The sequence below is a fragment of the Sinorhizobium chiapasense genome, assembly GCF_036488675.1.
GTDB lineage: Bacteria > Pseudomonadota > Alphaproteobacteria > Rhizobiales > Rhizobiaceae > Sinorhizobium > Sinorhizobium chiapasense.
On the sequence record NZ_CP133148.1, the window covers coordinates 447895 to 466222 of the forward strand.

The 18328-nt window shown below is 61.0% G+C and carries 22 protein-coding genes; 4 read left to right on the forward strand and 18 right to left on the reverse strand.

Features of this window, described 5'->3' with window-relative positions; all coding sequences use genetic code 11:
- Positions 1 to 67: 67 nt before the first annotated feature.
- From RB548_RS02000 to RB548_RS02015, 4 genes are read right to left on the reverse strand one after another with little or no spacing between them, the layout of a single operon-like run.
- Positions 68 to 1366: an alpha/beta hydrolase gene (locus RB548_RS02000; protein WP_408642393.1), complete on the reverse strand. Its 1299-nt coding sequence runs from the start codon at positions 1364 to 1366 to the stop codon at positions 68 to 70.
- Position 1367: 1 nt separating this feature from the next.
- Positions 1368 to 4418 carry an efflux RND transporter permease subunit gene (locus RB548_RS02005; protein WP_331373395.1) on the reverse strand — a complete coding sequence of 1017 codons (3051 nt, stop codon included), beginning with the start codon at positions 4416 to 4418 and terminating at the stop codon, positions 1368 to 1370.
- A complete protein-coding gene (locus RB548_RS02010; protein WP_331373396.1) occupies positions 4415 to 5512 on the reverse strand; it encodes an efflux RND transporter periplasmic adaptor subunit in 1098 nt (365 codons plus the stop codon). Before RB548_RS02010 ends, RB548_RS02005 begins: the two co-directional genes overlap by 4 nt.
- A 1-nt stretch (position 5513) precedes the next feature.
- Positions 5514 to 6578, reverse strand: a complete 1065-nt coding sequence (locus RB548_RS02015; RefSeq protein ID WP_331373397.1) for an efflux RND transporter periplasmic adaptor subunit — start codon at positions 6576 to 6578, stop codon at positions 5514 to 5516.
- A 204-nt stretch (positions 6579 to 6782) separates the two neighbouring features.
- Between RB548_RS02015 and RB548_RS02020 the strand changes: the two genes are divergently transcribed.
- Positions 6783 to 7412 (forward strand): TetR/AcrR family transcriptional regulator, encoded by a 630-nt coding sequence (locus RB548_RS02020; RefSeq protein WP_331373398.1) that lies wholly within the window; start codon positions 6783 to 6785, stop codon positions 7410 to 7412.
- Positions 7413 to 7524: 112 nt separating this feature from the next.
- Here RB548_RS02020 and RB548_RS02025 read toward each other — a convergent pair whose 3' ends face one another.
- Positions 7525 to 8118, reverse strand: a complete 594-nt coding sequence (locus RB548_RS02025; protein ID WP_331373399.1) for a hypothetical protein — start codon at positions 8116 to 8118, stop codon at positions 7525 to 7527.
- Positions 8119 to 8133: 15 nt separating this feature from the next.
- A complete protein-coding gene (locus RB548_RS02030) occupies positions 8134 to 8340 on the reverse strand; it encodes a hypothetical protein (protein WP_331373400.1) in 207 nt (68 codons plus the stop codon).
- Positions 8341 to 8706: 366 nt separating this feature from the next.
- On the opposite strand from RB548_RS02030, the gene RB548_RS02035 reads away from it, so the two are divergent.
- Positions 8707 to 9369, forward strand: coding sequence for a TetR/AcrR family transcriptional regulator (locus tag RB548_RS02035; RefSeq protein WP_331373401.1), 663 nt, complete (start codon positions 8707 to 8709; stop codon positions 9367 to 9369).
- Between the two features lie 109 nt (positions 9370 to 9478).
- Here RB548_RS02035 and RB548_RS02040 read toward each other — a convergent pair whose 3' ends face one another.
- Entirely contained in the window at positions 9479 to 9991 is a 513-nt protein-coding gene (locus tag RB548_RS02040) for a TetR/AcrR family transcriptional regulator (protein WP_331373402.1), read from the reverse strand.
- A 231-nt stretch (positions 9992 to 10222) separates the two neighbouring features.
- On the opposite strand from RB548_RS02040, the gene RB548_RS02045 reads away from it, so the two are divergent.
- Positions 10223 to 10843, forward strand: coding sequence for an FMN-dependent NADH-azoreductase (locus tag RB548_RS02045; protein ID WP_331373403.1), 621 nt, complete (start codon positions 10223 to 10225; stop codon positions 10841 to 10843).
- Positions 10844 to 11134: 291 nt separating this feature from the next.
- Entirely contained in the window at positions 11135 to 12655 is a 1521-nt protein-coding gene (locus tag RB548_RS02050) for a methyl-accepting chemotaxis protein (protein ID WP_331373404.1), read from the forward strand.
- On the opposite strand, the gene RB548_RS02055 is transcribed toward RB548_RS02050, so the two are convergent.
- The 11 genes from RB548_RS02055 to RB548_RS02105 form a co-directional block, all read right to left on the reverse strand.
- A complete protein-coding gene (locus tag RB548_RS02055; protein ID WP_331373405.1) occupies positions 12652 to 13644 on the reverse strand; it encodes an IS481 family transposase in 993 nt (330 codons plus the stop codon). The genes RB548_RS02050 and RB548_RS02055 overlap by 4 nt on opposite strands.
- A 584-nt stretch (positions 13645 to 14228) precedes the next feature.
- A complete protein-coding gene (locus RB548_RS02060; protein WP_331373406.1) occupies positions 14229 to 14525 on the reverse strand; it encodes a hypothetical protein in 297 nt (98 codons plus the stop codon).
- Positions 14526 to 14577: 52 nt separating this feature from the next.
- Positions 14578 to 15159: a hypothetical protein gene (locus RB548_RS02065; RefSeq protein WP_331373407.1), complete on the reverse strand. Its 582-nt coding sequence runs from the start codon at positions 15157 to 15159 to the stop codon at positions 14578 to 14580.
- Entirely contained in the window at positions 15149 to 15709 is a 561-nt protein-coding gene (locus tag RB548_RS02070) for a hypothetical protein (RefSeq protein ID WP_331373408.1), read from the reverse strand. The genes RB548_RS02065 and RB548_RS02070 overlap by 11 nt, the downstream gene beginning before the upstream one ends.
- Positions 15710 to 15720: 11 nt before the next feature.
- Positions 15721 to 15918 carry a hypothetical protein gene (locus RB548_RS02075; protein WP_331373409.1) on the reverse strand — a complete coding sequence of 66 codons (198 nt, stop codon included), beginning with the start codon at positions 15916 to 15918 and terminating at the stop codon, positions 15721 to 15723.
- A gap of 39 nt (positions 15919 to 15957) precedes the next feature.
- A complete protein-coding gene (locus tag RB548_RS02080; protein WP_331373410.1) occupies positions 15958 to 16332 on the reverse strand; it encodes a hypothetical protein in 375 nt (124 codons plus the stop codon).
- Complete coding sequence (locus RB548_RS02085) at positions 16329 to 16520, reverse strand: hypothetical protein (RefSeq protein ID WP_331373411.1); 192 nt, start codon at positions 16518 to 16520, stop codon at positions 16329 to 16331. The genes RB548_RS02080 and RB548_RS02085 overlap by 4 nt, the downstream gene beginning before the upstream one ends.
- A gap of 133 nt (positions 16521 to 16653) precedes the next feature.
- On the reverse strand, positions 16654 to 17073 hold the full coding sequence (locus tag RB548_RS02090; protein WP_331373412.1) for a hypothetical protein: 420 nt from the start codon (positions 17071 to 17073) through the stop codon (positions 16654 to 16656).
- A gap of 158 nt (positions 17074 to 17231) precedes the next feature.
- Positions 17232 to 17375 carry a hypothetical protein gene (locus RB548_RS02095; RefSeq protein ID WP_331373413.1) on the reverse strand — a complete coding sequence of 48 codons (144 nt, stop codon included), beginning with the start codon at positions 17373 to 17375 and terminating at the stop codon, positions 17232 to 17234.
- The gene (locus RB548_RS02100) at positions 17372 to 17791 is read right to left on the reverse strand and encodes a hypothetical protein (RefSeq protein WP_331373414.1); all 420 of its coding nucleotides are present in this window, start codon (positions 17789 to 17791) and stop codon (positions 17372 to 17374) included. The genes RB548_RS02095 and RB548_RS02100 overlap by 4 nt, the downstream gene beginning before the upstream one ends.
- 75 nt (positions 17792 to 17866) lie before the next feature.
- Positions 17867 to 18316 (reverse strand): hypothetical protein, encoded by a 450-nt coding sequence (locus tag RB548_RS02105; RefSeq protein ID WP_331373415.1) that lies wholly within the window; start codon positions 18314 to 18316, stop codon positions 17867 to 17869.
- Positions 18317 to 18328 lie beyond the last annotated feature (12 nt).

Sequence of the window (18328 nt, forward strand, 5' to 3'; positions counted from 1 at the left end):
TTGGCTTTGGGAGGTGGCGTGCTTCGCCACCTCCTGGGCTGCGTTCGACTGGGCAGCGGCCCTGCATTCAGTACGAGATCTGCCCGTCCACGATCTCCCCGGTCGAGGGGGAAAGCTCGCGCTTCAACACTTCGCGAGCTTCGCCGCTGATGACCGATGCCGGCCCCGCAACGGCCACGCGCGCGGCCGACCCGGCGAAATTGGCAGCCGCCACTCCTGCACGATCCGCGAACGTGGCATCGCCTCCCGAAAGCGATTGACCGGCCAGGCGCCGGCCGAGCAGACGTACGATCTCGGGGCTGTCGGCGAAGGCATTATGGCCAAGCGGATCGTTCGAGGCGATGGCGCTCGTGTCGATGACGGAAACGCCAAGTTCCTCGAGCGCGGCGGCATAGGGTCTGAGATCTGCCCCTCCGATTCGTTCAACTCCGCCCGACAGCCACCGAGAAGCCCCAAGCGCCTTGTCCCGCGTCGATGTCACGATCGCGAAATGCGGCCGTTTGGCTCCCATCTCTAGGAATTGGCGACGAAACACATCGATATCGATGTCCGGCGACGCAAGCACGACGTTCTTGATTTTGGCCGGGATTGCCTTTTCGCGCATGGCAACGCCGCGGAGCGCCTCGGCGGCGAGCCAGGTACCCATCGAATGCGCAAGGATCGTCACGTCATCGACGTCGGGGCTCCTTGTCGCCTGAAGGATCAGGTCCTCTAGTGCCCGCCGCGAGTAGTTTGCGCTTTCCTTATCGTAGAGATAGTCGAAGACGCGCGCCCGTGATGGCCAGGCGAAGAGAATCGGCGCCGCATCAGTGCCCGAGTCGTGAACGATCTGGGCGAAGCGGAAGACGGCGTCTGCATAGGTGTTGTTAAAGCCGTGCACGAAGATGAGCACCTGGCGCTTGGCGTTCCGGTTCTTGCGGAACCACTTGAGAGCCTGCCCTTCCGAAGCGACCTTGCCAACGTCAAGGACCGCGAATTCCTTTTCAGGATTGGGCGGTACGCGCGAGGGCCATTGCACCTCGCCGATCTTGCGGTTTCGATCCGGAGGAATGGAGACGGTGACGCTGTTGAGCGAGATCGCCGTTCCGCGCTCGCCCGAATAGAGTCGGCCGGGATCGTCCGACGGCTTGCGCGTCGTCGCCACCAGCATGTCGACCCGGTTCGCGTCAGTAGCGGCCACTGCTGGCGGTTGAAGGACGTTCTCCACGCGAGTCGCGCAGCCGTTTAAGGCGACGGACAGGAGCAGTATCAGCGGGAGCACCCGTCGAGGCCCCGTCCGGTTTGTCGCCCGGACCGGCCGCGAGCGGCCGGTCCATTGTACAGCGAAAATGCTTCGCGGGCGGTCGAGAGAGATGGAGCCGCGCATCTCAGTGCTGCTCGACTTCGCGCGGAATGCGGAACCAGGCAACATAGAGCGCCGGAAGGAAGAGAAGCGTCAGGGCCGTTCCCACGACAATTCCGCCCATCATCGCGTAGGCCATTGGTCCCCAGAAGATCTCGTGTGAGATCGGGATCAGCGCCAGGGTGGCGGCCGCGGCGGTCAGCATGATCGGCCGCATGCGATGTTCGGTCGCTTCGACGACCGCCTTCCATGGCGACATGCCCTCTGCGCGCAATTCCTCGATCTGCACGATCAGGATCACCGAGTTGCGGATGAGGATGCCGACGAGCGCGAGCACGCCGAGGAGCGCGACGAATCCGAGCGGGGCATTGCTCACAATGAGAGCCACGACGACGCCGATGAGGGCCAACGGAGCAACCGAGAAGACCAGGAACAGCCTGTGGAAGCTCTGAAGCTGGATCATCAGGAGCGTTGCCATGATGAGGAGCATGGCCGGCACCACCGTCGCAATGGGACCCTGCGACTTGGCGCTTTCCTCGACCGCACCGGCGACTTCGACGTGATAGCCGACCGGCAACGTCTGCTCGAACGCCGCAACCTTGTCGGCCAGCGCCTTCACGATAGACGCCGGCTGCGTCGTATCGCTGATCCCAGCCTTGACGGTGATGGTCGGGAGCCTGTCGCGCCGCCAGATCGTCGGTTGTTCCACCTCATAGCGAAACCTTGCGACCGAGGACAATGGGACCGACTGGCCGCTGCTGGATTGCAGTTGCAGGTCCAGCAGCGTGTCGATCGAACCGCGCTCGGTTTCTGCGGCGCGGCCGACCACATTGACCAGATAGATGTCGTCCCTGACCTGCGTTGCCGCGTCCCCTCGGACGACGGTGTTGAGCGCCATGGCGATGTCCTGGGATGAGACGCCGAGCTGCCGCGCCTTGTCCTGCAGCACGTCGAGCTTGACGACGCGCGCTGGCTCATTCCAGTCAAAGGCGAGGTTCTTGAGGGAAGGATGGGTGCCGACGACAGACCCCAGTTTTTGCGCGAGATCGCGCACCGTCTGGAGGTCCTCGCCGGACACACGGTACTGAATCGGCTTGCCGACCGGCGGTCCGATTTCCAGAAGCTTCACATAGGCGTCAGTTCCGGGAAAAGTCTTCTGCAGATACGCTTCGACTTCCTGCTTCAGCTTGTCGCGAGCCTCGAGCCCTTTGGTGACGATGACGGTCTGCCCGAAGGCAACGTCAGCCGGCTGTACATCGAAGGAAAGGATGAAGCGCGGCGCGCCCCTTCCGACATATGTCGACCAATGCTCTACCGCAGGGTTGCCAGTCAGCACCTCACGCTCGAACTGACCCATCTGGCGGCTCGTTTCGGCAACCGAGCTGTTCTGCGGCAGATTCCAGTCGACGATGAGTTCCGGCCGGTCGGAACTCGGAAAGAACTGCTGTTGCACCATCGACAGGCCGGCGACCGATCCGGCGAAGAGCAGGACCGTCGCGATGATCGTCATCCAGCGCCAGCGCAGGCAGAATTGCAGCAGCCTTGAAAATGCCCTCGCGGACCAGCCCTTGTGTTCGGCATGCTTCTTCATCGTCTTGGGCAGCAAGGTCACGCCGAGCAGGGGCGTGAACAGCACGGCGACGATCCAGGACACGATGAGCGATACGGCGATGACGACGAAGAGAGAGAAGGTGAACTCGCCGGCGCTGCTCTTGTTGAACGCGACGGGGATGAAGCCCGCGACGGTCACGAGCGTGCCGGTCAGCATCGGGAAGGCCGTGGACGTGTAGACGTAAGTGGCGGCCTTCTTCAGGCTGTCACCCAATTCCAGCCGCGCCACCATCATCTCGACCGCGATCATCGCGTCGTCGACGAGAAGACCGAGAGCGATGATGAGCGCTCCGAGCGAGATACGCTGCAGCGAAATCCCTGTATAGAGCATGACCATAAAGGTGATGGCGAGAACGAGCGGGATTGCGATCGCCACGACCAGGCCAGCCCTCAAACCCAGGCTGATGAAACTGATCACGAGCACGATCGCAACCGCCTCGAACAGGGCCTTTGTGAAGCCCCCGACGGCTTCGTGAACGACTTTCGGCTGGTCGGATACCTGTTCGACCGCGACGCCGACCGGAAGGTCCTGAACGATCCCGGCCATCGTCTCCTCGATCGCTTCGCCAAAGGCAAGCACGTTGCCGCCCGTCTTCATGCCAATCGCGAGCCCGATCGCCGGTTTTCCATTGAAGCGGAAAAGCGAGCTTGGCGGGTCGACATAGCCGCGGGTGATGTTGGCGACATCCGTTAGCGGAAAGAAGCGATCGTTTACCCTGAGATTGATGCCGCGCAACGTGTCTTCGGAGATGAAACGACCGCCGACGCGCAGCGCGATGCGCTCCGGTCCCGCCTCGACGAAGCCGGACTGTGTCACGGCGTTTTGCGCCTGCAGTGCGGAGACGATCGCGGCGCGGTCGATGCCGAGGGCGGCGATCTTGCGGGTGGAGAATTCGAGATAGATGGCCTCGTCCTGTGCACCGACGATGTCGACCTTACCCACGTCTCGAACCTTGAGGATCTGCGTTCGGGCGTCCTCCGCGAAATCGCGCAACTCCCTATGGCTGAGGCCGTCGCCCATAAACGCATAGATATTACCGTATACATCGCCGAACTGGTCGTCGAAGAACGGCCCGATAACGCCCTGCGGAAACTCGTGCGTAATATCGTCAATCAGGTTGCGCACCCGCGACCAGGTGGGCTTCACATCCGCTGCGTTCGTCTCCGGCAGCAGGTCAACGAAGACGATGGTCTGACCGGCGGTGGTGATACTGCGGGTATGTTCGAGATTGTTGAGTTCCTGCAGCTTCTTTTCGATACGATCGGTGACCTGCTGCGTCACTTCCTGAGCGGAGGCGCCGGGCCACTGGGCCTGGATGACCATCGTTTTGATGGTGAAGGACGGATCTTCCTCGCGGCCGAGGGCCATATAGGCGTAGGCTCCGGCCACTGTGAAGATGAGCATGAAATACCAGACGAGTGAGCGATGCTCGAGCGCCCAGTCTGAAAGGTTGAACTTGTTCACGGGCGTTGCTCCTGTTTGGTTCTCACGCTCTGGCCCTCGGCCAGTTGATTCACGCCGGCGACGACAACCTCTTCCCCGTCGGTAAGCCCGGAGAGGACGCGGATGGAACGGGCGTCGTTGGACGAGATGTCGAGCCGGACGGGTCTCAGTGAAACGGTGTGGGTCGCGAGATCGACCACCCAGACATGGTCGGTGCCATCCTTCTTTACGACGGCCGCCGCAGGCAGGCCGATCTGGCGCACTTGCTGCACCTCTGGTGGCGCAGCGGTTACCACTGATCCGAGGCGGAAGACTTCCGGCGCCTGATCGATCGCGATTTTCAGCCTGCGCATGCGGGTGCCGGCATCGGCCTGCGGTCCGATCTCGCGCAGAACGCCGGAGGTCCGGAGCGTATCGTCGAGTTGGAGGGCGACGTCGAACCGGTCGCCCAGGCGCAAGGAGCGCAACTGCGTTTCCGGCACGTCGACGACCACGTCACGCCGATCAAGGCGAGCGAGCCTCAGCACCGGCTGCCCGGCGGTTACCGTCTGTCCGACTTCGGCCGACGTGGCGGTGACGACACCATCGAACTCGGCCTTCAACTCGGCATAACCAAGCTGTTCGCGCGCCTTGTCGAGGCTGGCATTTGCCTGTCCGACACTGGCCCAGGCCGATTTCAGCGCCTGCTCGGCAAGATCCAGATCGGCGATGCTCGCGGCGCTCGTCGAGGACAGCCGGCGCTTGCGGTCCTCCGTCAGCATGGCGTTTTCAAACTGCGCTTCAGCGTTGCGCAGATCGGCTTCGGCGCTCCGGACCGCGAGCTCAAGAGCGAGCGGATCAATCTCGGCCACGATATCGCCTGCCCGCACGAGATCGCCGACATTCACCTTGCGCGATACGACGCGCCCCAATGTGCGGAATGCAAGATCGGTTTCCACCCGGGCCTGGACGATTCCGGGGAAGTGCACTGTTTCCGCCTGCGCGGCGCTCGCCGCGACGGACTTGACGGGCCGCGGCTTGGCCGGCTCGCCAGCGCCGGCATCCTGATCGCAGCCGGCAAGAAGCGCGAGTGCTGCGACGAGTGAAAACGAAAGGTGAGATTGGTAACGAGCCATCTTACTTGCCCTTCCAGGCCACGGCTTGGCCTTCCTTGAGAAACTTTCCGCCCTCGGTGACGATCAGGTCCTGCGGGGCGATCCCGCCGGCGACGATCAGATCGCTTTTGCGGTAGCTCGCGACCGCAATCTTCCGGAGCGACACGGAGCGGTTTTCGGGGTCGATGAGCCACACGGCGGGCTCGCCCATGGCCGATGCGATCGCGCCGGCGGGCAGGACGATTCCCTTGCGCGTCGGTGAACGGAACTCACCGACGACGGACGTGCCGAGCGGCCATTGCGCATCTTCCGGGAGTGCCACCTTGATGCGGACCGTTCCGGTTCTCGTGTCGATGAAGGGAGAGACCTCCCTGACCGTCGCTTGCGTTTCCAGGGCGCGATCCGCGATTGGTGCCACCTCAACGTCTGCCAGTGGCCGCCCTTCCAGAAAGAAGGCCTCGAACACGTCGAAGACGGCATCTCGCCGGCCGTCATGGGCGAGCGTGAAGGCAGGCTGCGCCGCAGAAACGACGCGGCCGACCTCGATCTCGCGTGCGGTGATGATGCCGTCCGCGTCGGCCTTCAGCTCGGTGTAGGACAGGGCGTCCTCGGCCGTCGCCAGCGCCGCCTCGGCAGCTTCCAGCGACGCTTTTGCGGTCCGCAGCTCCTTGTCGGCCTGATCGAAGGTCGCCTGCGAGATCGAGCGCGAGCGCAAAAGCGCCTCGTACCGATCAAACGTCAGCGTCCTCTGCTTGACGATCGCGCGGGCCGACTCGAGCCCGGCTCGGGCGACTTCCACGTCGGCCCGCTGTTCTTTGTCGTCAAGGCGGGCGAGAACATCGCCGGTGCGCACATGCAAGCCGACATCGACGAAGCGCTCGATCACCCTGCCACTGACGCGGAAGGACAGGTCGGACTGAATGCGGGCCTTTACCTCCCCGGTGATTTCGGCTCTGGGCTGATATTCGGCCTGCGAGGCGCTCACCGCCCGAACCTGCTGCGGCGATGGCGTCACTTCGGCTTTGTCTTCGCAGCCGGCGAGATAGGCGCAGGCGAGACCAATTCCAATCAAACGAAAGGGCTGCATTTTTTGCTCCGTTACGGTTTGCAACCAAAGGGATGATGCGCTAGTATCACTGACTAACGGGTTAGTCAACAATGGCGAGACTACACGTTGACGCACGGTCAGAACGGGAGAGGCATTCCGGCCTAAGCCGCGGGTTAACCTGTTAGAATCGCCGTAACCACGCGATTCGAACGACCGTCGTGGCCCAGCAGGAATGGAAGTGAGATGGCAAAGACTGAGAAGAGGCCCTCGCGGGCAGAGCAAAAGGCCCGGCGCCCTCAGGAGATTCTCGAGGCCGCGTTCGAGGAGTTCACCGCAAAGGGCTACGCGGCTACGCGGGTGGAAGACGTCGCCGCCCGCCTCGGCGTGACGAAGGGCACCATTTATCTGTATTTTCCGACAAAGGAGGTGCTCTTCGAGGAGATGTTCCGCCACATGTCGACACCGTTCAAGGACGTGCTGGCCTCTGTCGGCACCTTCCAAGGCTCGTACGCCAACCGGCTGCGGGCACTCCTGCTCCTTGCATACGAAAAGATCCCCAACGACCGGAAAACAAGGGAACTCCTGCGCCTGACGTTGTCCGACGGAACGCGTTTCCCCGACATCGTGGACCGGCACTTTGACGAGTTCATCGCCCCGCTGGTCGCGGCTGTCCGCGCACTCGTCGAAGAAGGAGTGTCTGCGGGTGAATTCCGCCGTGGAGCGGCTGCAAATTATCCTGACGTCGTCGCCAGTTCGATCCTTCACGTTGCCGTATGGCGGCTGATGTTTGCAGACCGAAGGCCGCTCGATGGACCAGCCTTCATAGAAGCGCATTTTGACCTCGCCCTGAACGGACTGTTGCAGCGTTCGTAGCGCGCGAGGCTTGATCGTGCGCGATCCACGCGCTGTGGTCACGTCGGCTTCGGTACGGCAGAAGGCCACGGCTCCTCGCGTCCGTCCCCGCCGATCTACCGTGCGTTCGACGTCAGGCGATGGTGAGGCTTCGCGCAAACTGTTCGCCTCCGAGTACGACGAAAGAAATGACGGCCATCATGAGGCCGCGCCGAAAGCGCGCCTGCTTGATAATTCTGACGCGGGATGTTTTGAGCAGTTCGGCGGCAAGTACCGAAGTCCAGTCGGACCTCAGTGCTTGTTGGACGAAGTCTTTGAGATCGGTGAATAAGTCGGGATCGACATAATACACACGCTGCTCGGCTCCGCCGGACGTTTTGGCGACGAGTTGCTTATCCGCGCGCGCCCGAGTTGGATAGAGCACCTGTCCGAACTGCAGGATCGGCATGATGACGATACCCCACACCACCGCGAAGAACATCGGGCCAAGCGGTGCACGCGTCGGCAGGAGATCGCCGAAATGCAGCACCAGATTGAGCGCAAGGATGTAGCCGGCTCCAACGATCTGCGCCTTGGTGTCGTAAGAGCGCGCGGTCACTTGCGCTTCCTGCAGCGCGGCAAGCAGCATCTTGTCTACATAGTCGCGGTTGTTCTCACGCGGTTCGGGATGCAGTGCGACATCCGGTCGAAGGAAGCGGTCAAGGACTGACGAAGGTGTCTCCTGCATTGGCTGTGCTTTCCGTCAGTGCTCGGGTGCGAAAACGAGCGCCGTGATCGCGTCCGGATCCGCGGCGTCCTCAGGGATGCGGTTTACTGCGACAAAGAGTGCCGCCCGAGAGACCAGAGTCAGCACGATGGTGTCCGCGAGTCCGCTGACGATGGCTGACCAGGTAAAGAGGCGAGTGCAGACGACACAGGCATTAAGGAACTGGCCGGGCGACGGGCGCATGAAAGCCTCCGCTCGAAAACGTTCGAGGTCTTGGGTTTGATGATGGTCACGAAGCCCGGGTGCAGGCTCAAAATTTAATCTGACTATTAAGTCAATTCGACTGCATGGTCAATATGAGAATCGTGCAGTCGTGCAATGCAGTACAGGCATGGCGGGCGAGGGCATCTAAGAATGTGCTGCGCTCGGCTCCGGGTCGGTACATGGCTTTCTTCGGCGAGGGTCAGCGCGACAGAGGAGCCGCGGACACTGAGCAGGTGGGAAATGAAGGAATGGCGCTGAGTCCTTCCGACGCAAGGCGGCGGGCTTCAGGCTGGACATTTTGGTCAGTATGACCTATTCGTGTGGGAGTTTGAGGCTTTCTGCACCATGGCAAACATCAACCCGACCCGCCGAGCCGAAATTGGGCGCGAAAAGCGCGCGAGAACCCGTGCGCAGCTTGTTGGAGCTGCCAATTCGCTGTTCGCGAGACAGGCTGTTGAATCTGTCACGGTGGATGACGTGGTCAAGGAGGCCGGCGTCGCCAAGGGAACGTTCTACGTTCACTTCGATAGCCTTGAGGCTTTAACGGCAGCGGTTGCGGAGGAACTGGTGCAGTCGTTCGACGAACTGCTGCAGCCGGGCCGGATCTCGATTTCCGATCCCGCCCTGCGAATTGCTTTCGGCTGCAGATTATTCATCGATAAGGCTCTCACTGACTCGCGATGGGCTGCGGTCGCGGCAAGAATGACGGCAGCAACTCCGAAGGGTGGCGAGAACATTCGTCGCCGCCTCTTTGAAGACCTCCAGCAGCTTTCGAAAGAATCGCTGGAAGAGACGTCTGCGGAGCTGAAGCTGGAGGTTGTCGTCGGGATCATGCTCCAGATCTTGCGCGCTCTGGGTGAGGGCAGGTTGTCCTCGCTCGATCGTGACGCTGTCATTAGCGCCATCCTCCGCGCGATCGGTCTCAGTGCTCAACAGGCGGAGTCGGTCCTTGAGCGCTTGCCGCCCAATACCATTCCGGAGAAATCCTCTCGAGCCGCGGCGAACTGACGAGCATGCTTGCTGACAAACTGCGCGTCTGCGAATTGCTAGGGTAGATCCCCCACGTCGCGCATGATCGCCCTATCATGCCGTCACGGACAGCTTCAATAGATGTCGGTTAGAGCCTGCGGTTGTCGCGTGGGGCACTCCCGAGGGCCCGAAGTGCCGCCTCCAGAGCTTGGCTGGATAATTCGGGCCGAGCGGCTCGCTCGATAATGCCGCGTGTAACCTGCAGCCAAATGCCAACGACTATGTCGACGGCCAGTTCCGGGTCGCGCACTGTCACCTGGTCTTGTGCAATAGCCTCGGCAAGATCGACTTTAAGATCAGCGCGCACAGTGCGGCCGAACTCGTTCGGCCTTTGCGAGGTCTGAACGACTAATCGCGCCCATTCATTGTCAGAAATCGCTTTTTCCAAGGATTGCGTGAAGGCGAAAGACAGGCGCGCGATCGGGTCCCGCAGCTTGGCCCGGGCGGGTGTCAGCAGTTCGTCGAAACTCCGTCCCAGCTGCACACCTACCGCCGCAACCAATTCGTCGACGTTGTTGAAGTGATAGTAGAAAGTGCCCTTGGCGACCCCTGCTGCCTCTGCAACCGCGTCAATGGTGAGCGCAGCCCCTTCGGCAAGCAACGTCGCCCCCGCTTCGAGGATATGCGCCCGCGTCCGAGCCCGTCGGTCGCGTCCGATTTTTGCTCTTCGCGCAAGGTTAATCTTCGCCATTCGCCATCCCGTCTTGCATCTCAGGTGCAATTTCACCTTGACTATATAGTCGAAATGACTCTAATGTCCAATTGAATTCCCCGCGGGCTGCCTGCCGCGCTTGTTACGCGTCCCCCTCTGATACCCATGTGAGGTTTACCGATGCCATCCCTTCTCCACCTCGATTCCAGCATACTCGGCGAAAACTCGGTCAGCCGCGCACTTTCGGCGGCGGTGGTCGCACGCCTCAAGAATCTCGATCCGACGATTGACGTGGTCTATCGTGACCTCGCGGCTCACCCGATCCCGCACCTCTCCGGCAGTTACGTGGCCGTCGTCAGGGGAGGCTTGGAAGCCGGCCAGGATGCCGCACTTCAGGCCGACCTTGAACTCGGCGGAAGCGTTCTGGAAGAGTTTCTGGCAGCCGAAACGGTCGTACTCGGGGTAGCCCAATACAATTTCAGCGTGCCCAGCCAACTGAAAGCCTGGATCGATCGCATCGCAGTCCCAGGCAAGACATTCCGCTACACCGAAAAGGGGCCTGAAAGCCTGGTGGGCAACAAGCGCTTGATCATAGCTCTGGCGCGTGGCGGCTTCTACGGACCGGGTTCTCCCGCCGAGAATTTCGAGCACACGCTGACGTATTTGAAGAGCGTGTTCGCCTTCATCGGCATCGCCAATCCTGAGGTCATCGTCGCCGACGGCGTCAACGTGAGTTCCGAACAGCGCGAGTCCTCTCTGAAGGAGGCAAAGGCGCAGATAGCTGGCCTGGAGGCGGCATAAGTTATATCACCGACGGGGGTGCGCTGATTGGCGTTCGAGAGAGATCGTTCCCTGCAAATCGCGGCGGGGAGGACGTATGTAGCCCTCCGATCCGTGGCGCGAACCGGATGCTGCCCGTAAGGCTCCCTTTACCATCGACCTCCTAACCTCGTTTGGGAACGTGATTGTGCGCCAAAGGCGCGCCCGCCATGAACGCGGGAAACAAGTCCCGGACGCCATGACTTCGCGCAGCGACCGGTCCAATCCTCCATGACCCCATTCGATCATGTCACACCCAGGGAAGTTTCGCGGATGAAAACGGAATGCGTCGCCAGCGGCAATGAGGACATTGCCGGCCGTCTCAATTTCATGGCACTCTATGACGCCGCCAGGAAGAACCTCAAGGCGCTGAAGCCGATCTTGCAAAAGGAACTCGGGCCTGCGCTCGACCGGTTCTACGCCAAGGTGCGACAGACACCGGAGACGAACGCCTTCTTTTCCTCCGACGGGCACATGAACCGAGCGAAGAACGCTCAGCTTGGCCATTGGGGAAATATCATCGACGCCAATTTCAATGCGGAATATGGAGCGAGGGTTAAGGCCATCGGCCAGGTGCATGCCAGGATCGGTCTCGATCCGCGCTGGTATATCGGCGGCTATGCGCTAATCGCGGAGCATCTAGTCGGCGAGGTCGTGAAGGCGCATTGGCCGAAGGCGGGCGCCTTTGGCCGCCAAAAAACCTCCGCCGAAGAGATGAGCGCGATGCTTGCGAGCCTGATCAAGGGCATTCTGCTCGACATGGACCTATCCATTTCCGTCTACATGGATGCTTCCGACGTGGCCAAGCAGCGCGCCGTGCAGGAAGAGGCGCTTGCAGGTGAAAGGGCGCTCGTCAGCCGCATCTTTGGCGCCGCCTTGCAACGGATCGCCGCCGGTGATCTCACCGCCCACATAGACGTCAATATCCCGGAGGCCTACCAGGAGCTTGCGCAGAACTTCAACCATGCGATCGCGGAACTCGGACGCGTGGTAGGCGGGATAGGGGCCGGAGCCAGCCAGATCCACCTCAACGCCAAGGAGATCGCGGCGGCAGCCGACGATCTTGCGCAGCGCACCGAGCGCCAGGCGGCCAATCTCGAGGAGACGGCGGCGGCCGTGGAACAGGTGACGCGCACCGTGCGCCAAACGGCTGAAGGCGCCGACCGGGCGAATTCGACGGTGACGGCGGCACGCGCGAATGCGGAGCAGAGCGGCGAGGTCGTCGGCCACGCCATCGGCGTGATGCAGGAAATTCAGACGTCCTCAGCGAGTATCGCCCGTATCGTCGGCGTAATCGACGACATTGCCTTCCAGACCAATCTGCTGGCGCTCAATGCCGGTATCGAGGCGGCACGGGCAGGGGAAGCGGGCAGGGGCTTCGCGGTCGTCGCCTCGGAAGTTCGCGCGCTTGCCCAGCGTTGCGCCGATGCGGCCAAGGACATCCAGTCGCTGATCGCAAAGTCGCGCGGCCAGGTCGAGGATGGCGTCGCCTCTGTCAACCAGGTGGCGCAATCGCTGCAGCAGATCGTCGCCCAGGTGGTCGAGGTGAGCGCGGTGTTCCACGCCATCCGTTCGAGCACAGCCGAGCAGGCGACGGCTCTCCGTGAGGTCAACAGCGCCATCGGCCAGATGGACCAGATTACGCAGCAGAATGCGGCGATGGTGGAGCAGGCTAATGCATCCAGCCACGCGTTGACGGCCGAGGCCGAGCAGATCGCGCTGCGCCTCGGCGCCTTCACGACGTCCGGCAGTGCGAAGGCGAGCGCGGCGTCCGGCTACCGGGTTGCTGCTTAGATGTTTAGTCCCGGCATCTGGTGGAGCGGATTGAGGGTAAAACGTTCGGGCTGCGACGCCCATGCCTTGCAGATGAATTCGTAAGGGGTGAGGCCCTTGAGCGTCTTGAGCCTGCGGCCGAAGTTGTAGGCGGCAACGAAGTCGGCGAGATGCTGGCGGAGCTGGTCGTGGTTCTCGTAGTGGAAGCGCCTGACGGTGGCGTCCTTGATGGTTCGGTTCATCCTCTCGACCTGGCCGTTGGTCCATGGATGCTTTGCCTTGGTCGTGCGGTGCTCGATATCGTTTGTGGCGCAGGCGTACTCGAAGGCATGGGCCCAGAAGCGTTCACCGTTGGCAATCGCCGCCTTGATCAGCGGGACAGCCGAGCCACCGGCGCCGGGCGTGGTGAATTGGATGCCGTTGTCGGTGAGCACGGTGTGGATCTTGTAAGGGACGGCTGCGATCAAGCGCAGCAGGAACTCGCGTGAGACGGCGGTGGTGGCCTTCTCATGCAGTTCGACAAAGGCGAACTTCGAGGTGCGATCGATGGCAACGAACATGTGCAGCTTGCCCTGTTCAGTGCGCACCTCGGCAATGTCGATGTGGAAGTAGCCGATCGGATAGCTCTTGAACTTCTTCTTGGCCGGCCTGTCGCCGTCGACATCGGGCAGGCGGCCGATGCCATGGCGCTGCAGGCAGCGATGCAGTGAGGAGCGCGTCAGATGCGGGATCGTCGGCTGCAACGCATAGAGACAGTCATCCAGCGGCAACAGCGTGTAGCGTCGAAACGCGACGATGACCGCTTCTTCCTCGACGGAGAGCACCGTCGAACGTGGCTCCTTCGGGCCGGTCGGCAGATCCGCAACCGACGCCCGCTTCCGCCACTTGGCGACGGTCTTCTGATTGATCCCGTAGCGCTTCGAAAGCGTCCTCAGGCTCTCTTGACTATGCTGTATCGCTCGACGGACCGCCTCTGTCGTCGTGGCGCTCCCATGAAGAACCTGGCCCATAGCGCATCCTTTGATTCGGAAGACAAGGATGCCCCATCAAAGCCTGGGATCAAACATCTAGAGCTCGGCCTGAATTACACTCTCGGGCCGAGCTATTCACATAGGACATCAAGCAATGCCATGGATGCGGCCGCCAAGGCGGGGATCCTGCGTATCCACATTCCGGTGGCAAACGGCCTCTCCGACGGACGTGGTATGGCGCCGACTGGATCGAGTGGAACGACACGAGATACCAGCTACTGCGGACCTTTGCGCCATCGATGAGCTATGGCCGCTTAGGGTCCGAAACCCGTATTTTGCGGGACGGCTATTTCTAAGGTCAGAGCCCTCTTGCCCCCCAAAGCAATCAATGAGCATAGCAGGCGCAGGCGAAGCCGAAACCAGTTCGCGCACCGCCTAATCAGCTTTTCGCGGCTAAGCATGTGGTCCGCAAGAAGACCAGAATTCTTGATCCAGGTGGGTACACCAGCGTCATCGGCAGGGTACCGGATCAGTCTAATTGGCTCAGTTCAGAGAGGCCACAAATGCGTTGAGATGCCGCTGGGCAGTTCGACGTGCGGAGATTGGCTCGCGCATGACTTTCGTCATCTCGACAAAAGCATCAACGAGTTTGCATCGTCCAATCCCATCGTCGTCGATCGCATCGAGCACCTTTCCAGTCTCAATGCGTGGGGGAATTTTGCCAAAATGGCTGCAATCCCAGGCGACCTGAATGCATTCGGCGCCAGCAGAATACTGCCTTCGACAGCAATGCTAAGGCCATCAAGGCTCTGCATGCGACCGAGATCGTGCAACGGCAATGTAAACAGGAGGACAGCGACGTGCACGATGGATGCCAACTCGCTGCGCTCGGGCGGAGCGAGCGAGAATTGCTCCTCCATGGTTCGCGACCGCTCCCGGCGCTTGAGCTTATTAGCGGCGAGCGGCCGCGCGTCATTCTTCGTCGACTGAACGAGAAGCTGACCAAGTCATGAGCGTGTATTCCATGATCTTGACCGCTTCGTTGAAGATCTGCTCGTTCTCTCCGGGAAACTTTTCGACGTCGTAGGCGCCGTCCCATCGAAAACCTGATGTAGACAGCAGGCGACCGATATCATGGTTCGGATCGGGAAGGTCATCCTCCGGCAAGAGGTAACGGAGGACACGCCGCCCCTCGCCGAGAGCCTCGAAACAATGCTTGCCGAGTGTCTCACGTTCCTCCAGATGGCGTAGCATGCCCTTGGGTCCGCCTCTTACATCATCGAGGTCGGTGATTGTCGCCAAGGTCTCCTCGATCTGCTCGAGCATTTCATCGTAGTAGCCAAGCAGTTCGGACCGACGCTCCAGTGCGAGGGATGTCCCGCATCCTTCGACGACATAGCGCCATTCGCTCGCCTGAATGGCTTGCTGGATTTCCTCGATCGGAAGTCCACGCTCAGTATGCAGGTCGACGGCCTGTCGAAACCCATCGTCGTCGCCGCTTTTTGATAGCGCGCGAAGCGCGGAGATACGATTTGGGTCATAGCTATTCGGCATCTGTCACCTCCGACTGCGAAATCCTGTTCCGTTGAGTGGATCGAAGCTTGGCCTGAGCCTCCTTCCACCGCCTTTCATGGTCGGCGGACCAGATTTCCGTGACCATGTCGCCGCCATTCCATTCGAAGCCTGCCGTTTTCAGGCTTTGCTCGATCGGGTCGTCCGCGGGTGCTTCACCCGGCAGGAGATATCGCGCCACGCGCACCCCAACGAGCTCGGCCGCGCGAGCCAGGCGTGCGACCTTGGTTCGAACTCGTACCTGCGCGAATTGGTCTGAAAGCTCGGTCGCTTCCATATCCTGCACCCGAAGCTCTTTCGCAGCGACTTCTAAGTTGCGGACTGCGTCCTTGAATTCCGTCTTCAGCGCCTCAATGCGTGCCAAGGAAATGTCCCGGCCCGAATTCGTCACCAGAAAGCGCCATCCTGTTCCACGGATGGCCTCCTTCAGTTCGCTCAGCGGATGACCCGCAGCAACGTGCGCCTTGATTTCATCGAAACCCTCGTTCTTCAGAAGTACACTGAGGAGGCGGTTGGTCCGTTCTTGATCCATTCGTCGTCCCCTTAGAATGCATAGTGCGAGGCGGTCCGGAAACGGACACGGACACGCTCCATCGCTTCTTCGAAACGGTTGCCATTCGAAAAGCCGCGCCACCCCCAGCCGCGGAGAACCTCGAGGAAGGCGTTCGTGAGAGCCGCCAGCAGCGCCGAGCGAACACCTGGACAGCCGCTTTCTACAGCCGCGAGTTTGTGTTGAAGCATTGGTGCGTTCCTTTGATTTCCCCTTGGGGCGGGTAGTGGTTATGCGCCGAAGTATTGGTTGGCGAGCTCGTGCGGTGCACTGAATGCGGCGGCTTCGCGCGCGGCCTTCAGCGCCTTGGCCAAGGTCGAATGGGACTCGTATGTCATCGCATCGTCGGTGATTGCGCGGACGTGCCACCAACGGCGATCCGGTTCTCGCCGGCCGGTGCTGGTGATGTAGTCGCCGCCGAATTCGACGACATCGCCGGCCTGGACAGGATCGAGATCGACAATGTCGCCTGCGGTGGGGAGAAAGTGCCGCTCGCAGCTCGCGGCATTCTTTCCGCGCATGATCGCCGCCCAGTTACGACCGCGCTTGTGATAGCAGTGCGCGGGATTCTTGATTGAGCGGCCGTCGAGTTCAATTGTTCTCATACGTTTACCCTTTCTTTGTCGATTTCCCTCTCAATCAGGCCCGTAACCATCTCGCGGATCGTTGTATCGCGTCTCGCCACATGAACTTTGAGGGCGGTGAGCGTGCCCTTCGGGATGGTGACCGTCAGACGCGAGGCATGGCTCCGCTCGTCACGCTGAAGCGTGTTATTCCTTGAATTCTTTTCCATTTTCTGGGAGGTCCTGCGTTGTGAGTAGGTGCCATTGTGCATCCTCACATATGAGGCTCAGGGCGATTCTCACGGTCGTCAAGATAGAAAATGACGACCGTTCGATCTTTTCTCTTGTTGGTTCCTTGCGGTTCTATGCCGCGATCCGGAGGTCCTCGAGCGACCTTACCTTGATCTCCTCGGCGACGTTCGCCGACACCGTGATTGTCAGCTTCTCGCGCTGCCGAGGGTGGACAGAGGTCCTGTTCGCTTCGACGAGCCTCCAACCCTCCCTGGCCCGGACGATCTGGACCTTTGTGCCGGCCGCCGCATACTCGTACGCCTTGGCTCCTGGACCTCCGGAGATGAACTCCACGCGGCACCCAACCCGCAGGGCCTGCGGCAGGCGGGCGGCTTCGAGGCGGGCCTCGGCCTTCTCTGCGGCGCGCTCTACGTCGGGTCTGTTGGCCACAAACCTCGACGCCCGGCCGTTGACCTGCGCGAGGATCGCGTCGATTTTGTCCTTTTCGCTGAGCTTGATGCCGTGTTTACCGATTTTCAGTTCATTTTTCATGCGATGACTTCCTGTTTTGTTGGATAAGGCGATGGCCTCTCTTGGGAGAGGGCAGTCGCCTAACGAATTCGACGATCAGGCCCGTTAAGGCCATGGCGGGCGTCTGGCGCGCGAAACTAGGCCCTTAACCTGCTGGACGTTCGTCTCGTGGTGCATGCTCATTGCTCACCTCGTTTGGTTTGAGCCGAGAGCAAACGATCGCGGGCGGTGACATGTACGAGTGCGTCGGTGTCGACCTGCACAGCATATGAGGCGTAGAGGCGCTCATTGTCGTTCGCGAAATCACGATCCACGATCATCATGACGCCCTCGCGTGTTCTGCAACAAACTTCTTGATGGCCGGTCCGAGGCGCTGCATGGCGAGGCTGCCGAGCTTCAGCGAATTTGCCGAGGCTTGGCGAACGAGCGTGTTGTCGCGATCGCCTGTGAGAGGCAGTTCGATCTTGAGGAATTTCGCCACGGGTCCCCGACTGGCGTCGTTCCGCACCAGGATACTGGTCTGAACCAGCGCGAGCAGATTGGCCACGCCGTTTTCGCTCACACACAGGAGAATATCGACCCCGCCGTCCAGGATGCCGAGGGACTTTGCATGCGGTTCGTCACGCCAGGCGCCGCCACAGACGCGATAGGCGCGACAGGCGCCACGGGCGCGGTTGTCGTATGCGAGGAAGGGGCGGCTTTCGACGCGAAGGCCACGATTTGATGAGTTGTTAGGCACGTTGTTCTCCATCGGATGCTGCGAATCTGCGGGGATCAAAGCCCGACCGAAGTCGGGCGAAGTCATGGCGGGAGCTCAGTGCACGGAAGCTGCGGCAGGCCAGGGATCGTGCGACGGGTCGGTGTGGACGAGCACCTCGACGAACGCTTGAGCAGCCTTGGCTTCCTCCAAGACCGTTTCGAGCGCTTGGCGTACCTGTCGGCGATACTTGGCCGGGACACCTTGCGGAAACTGGCCGAAGATGAAGACGACGTAGGCGAACGCGACCTGTCCGCGCGGTGACAGCGCAGCATTGTCGAGCATGGCGGGATGAAGCCCATCAGGCAATTCAACGCTGGTAGACGTCGGGACCGTTTGAGCCTCTGCGGGCGAGCGAAGAATAACCCCCTTGCCTGTGCCTTCGAGCAGATGGCCTGCCAAGTCAGTTTCACCACGTGACAACATCTCGTGGAGTTTGTGGGACAGGTCATGGGTAGACGTGGCCAGGATCTCCTCCTGTTCGCGCACTTTTTTCATGTCGACCATAGTCATTCCTTT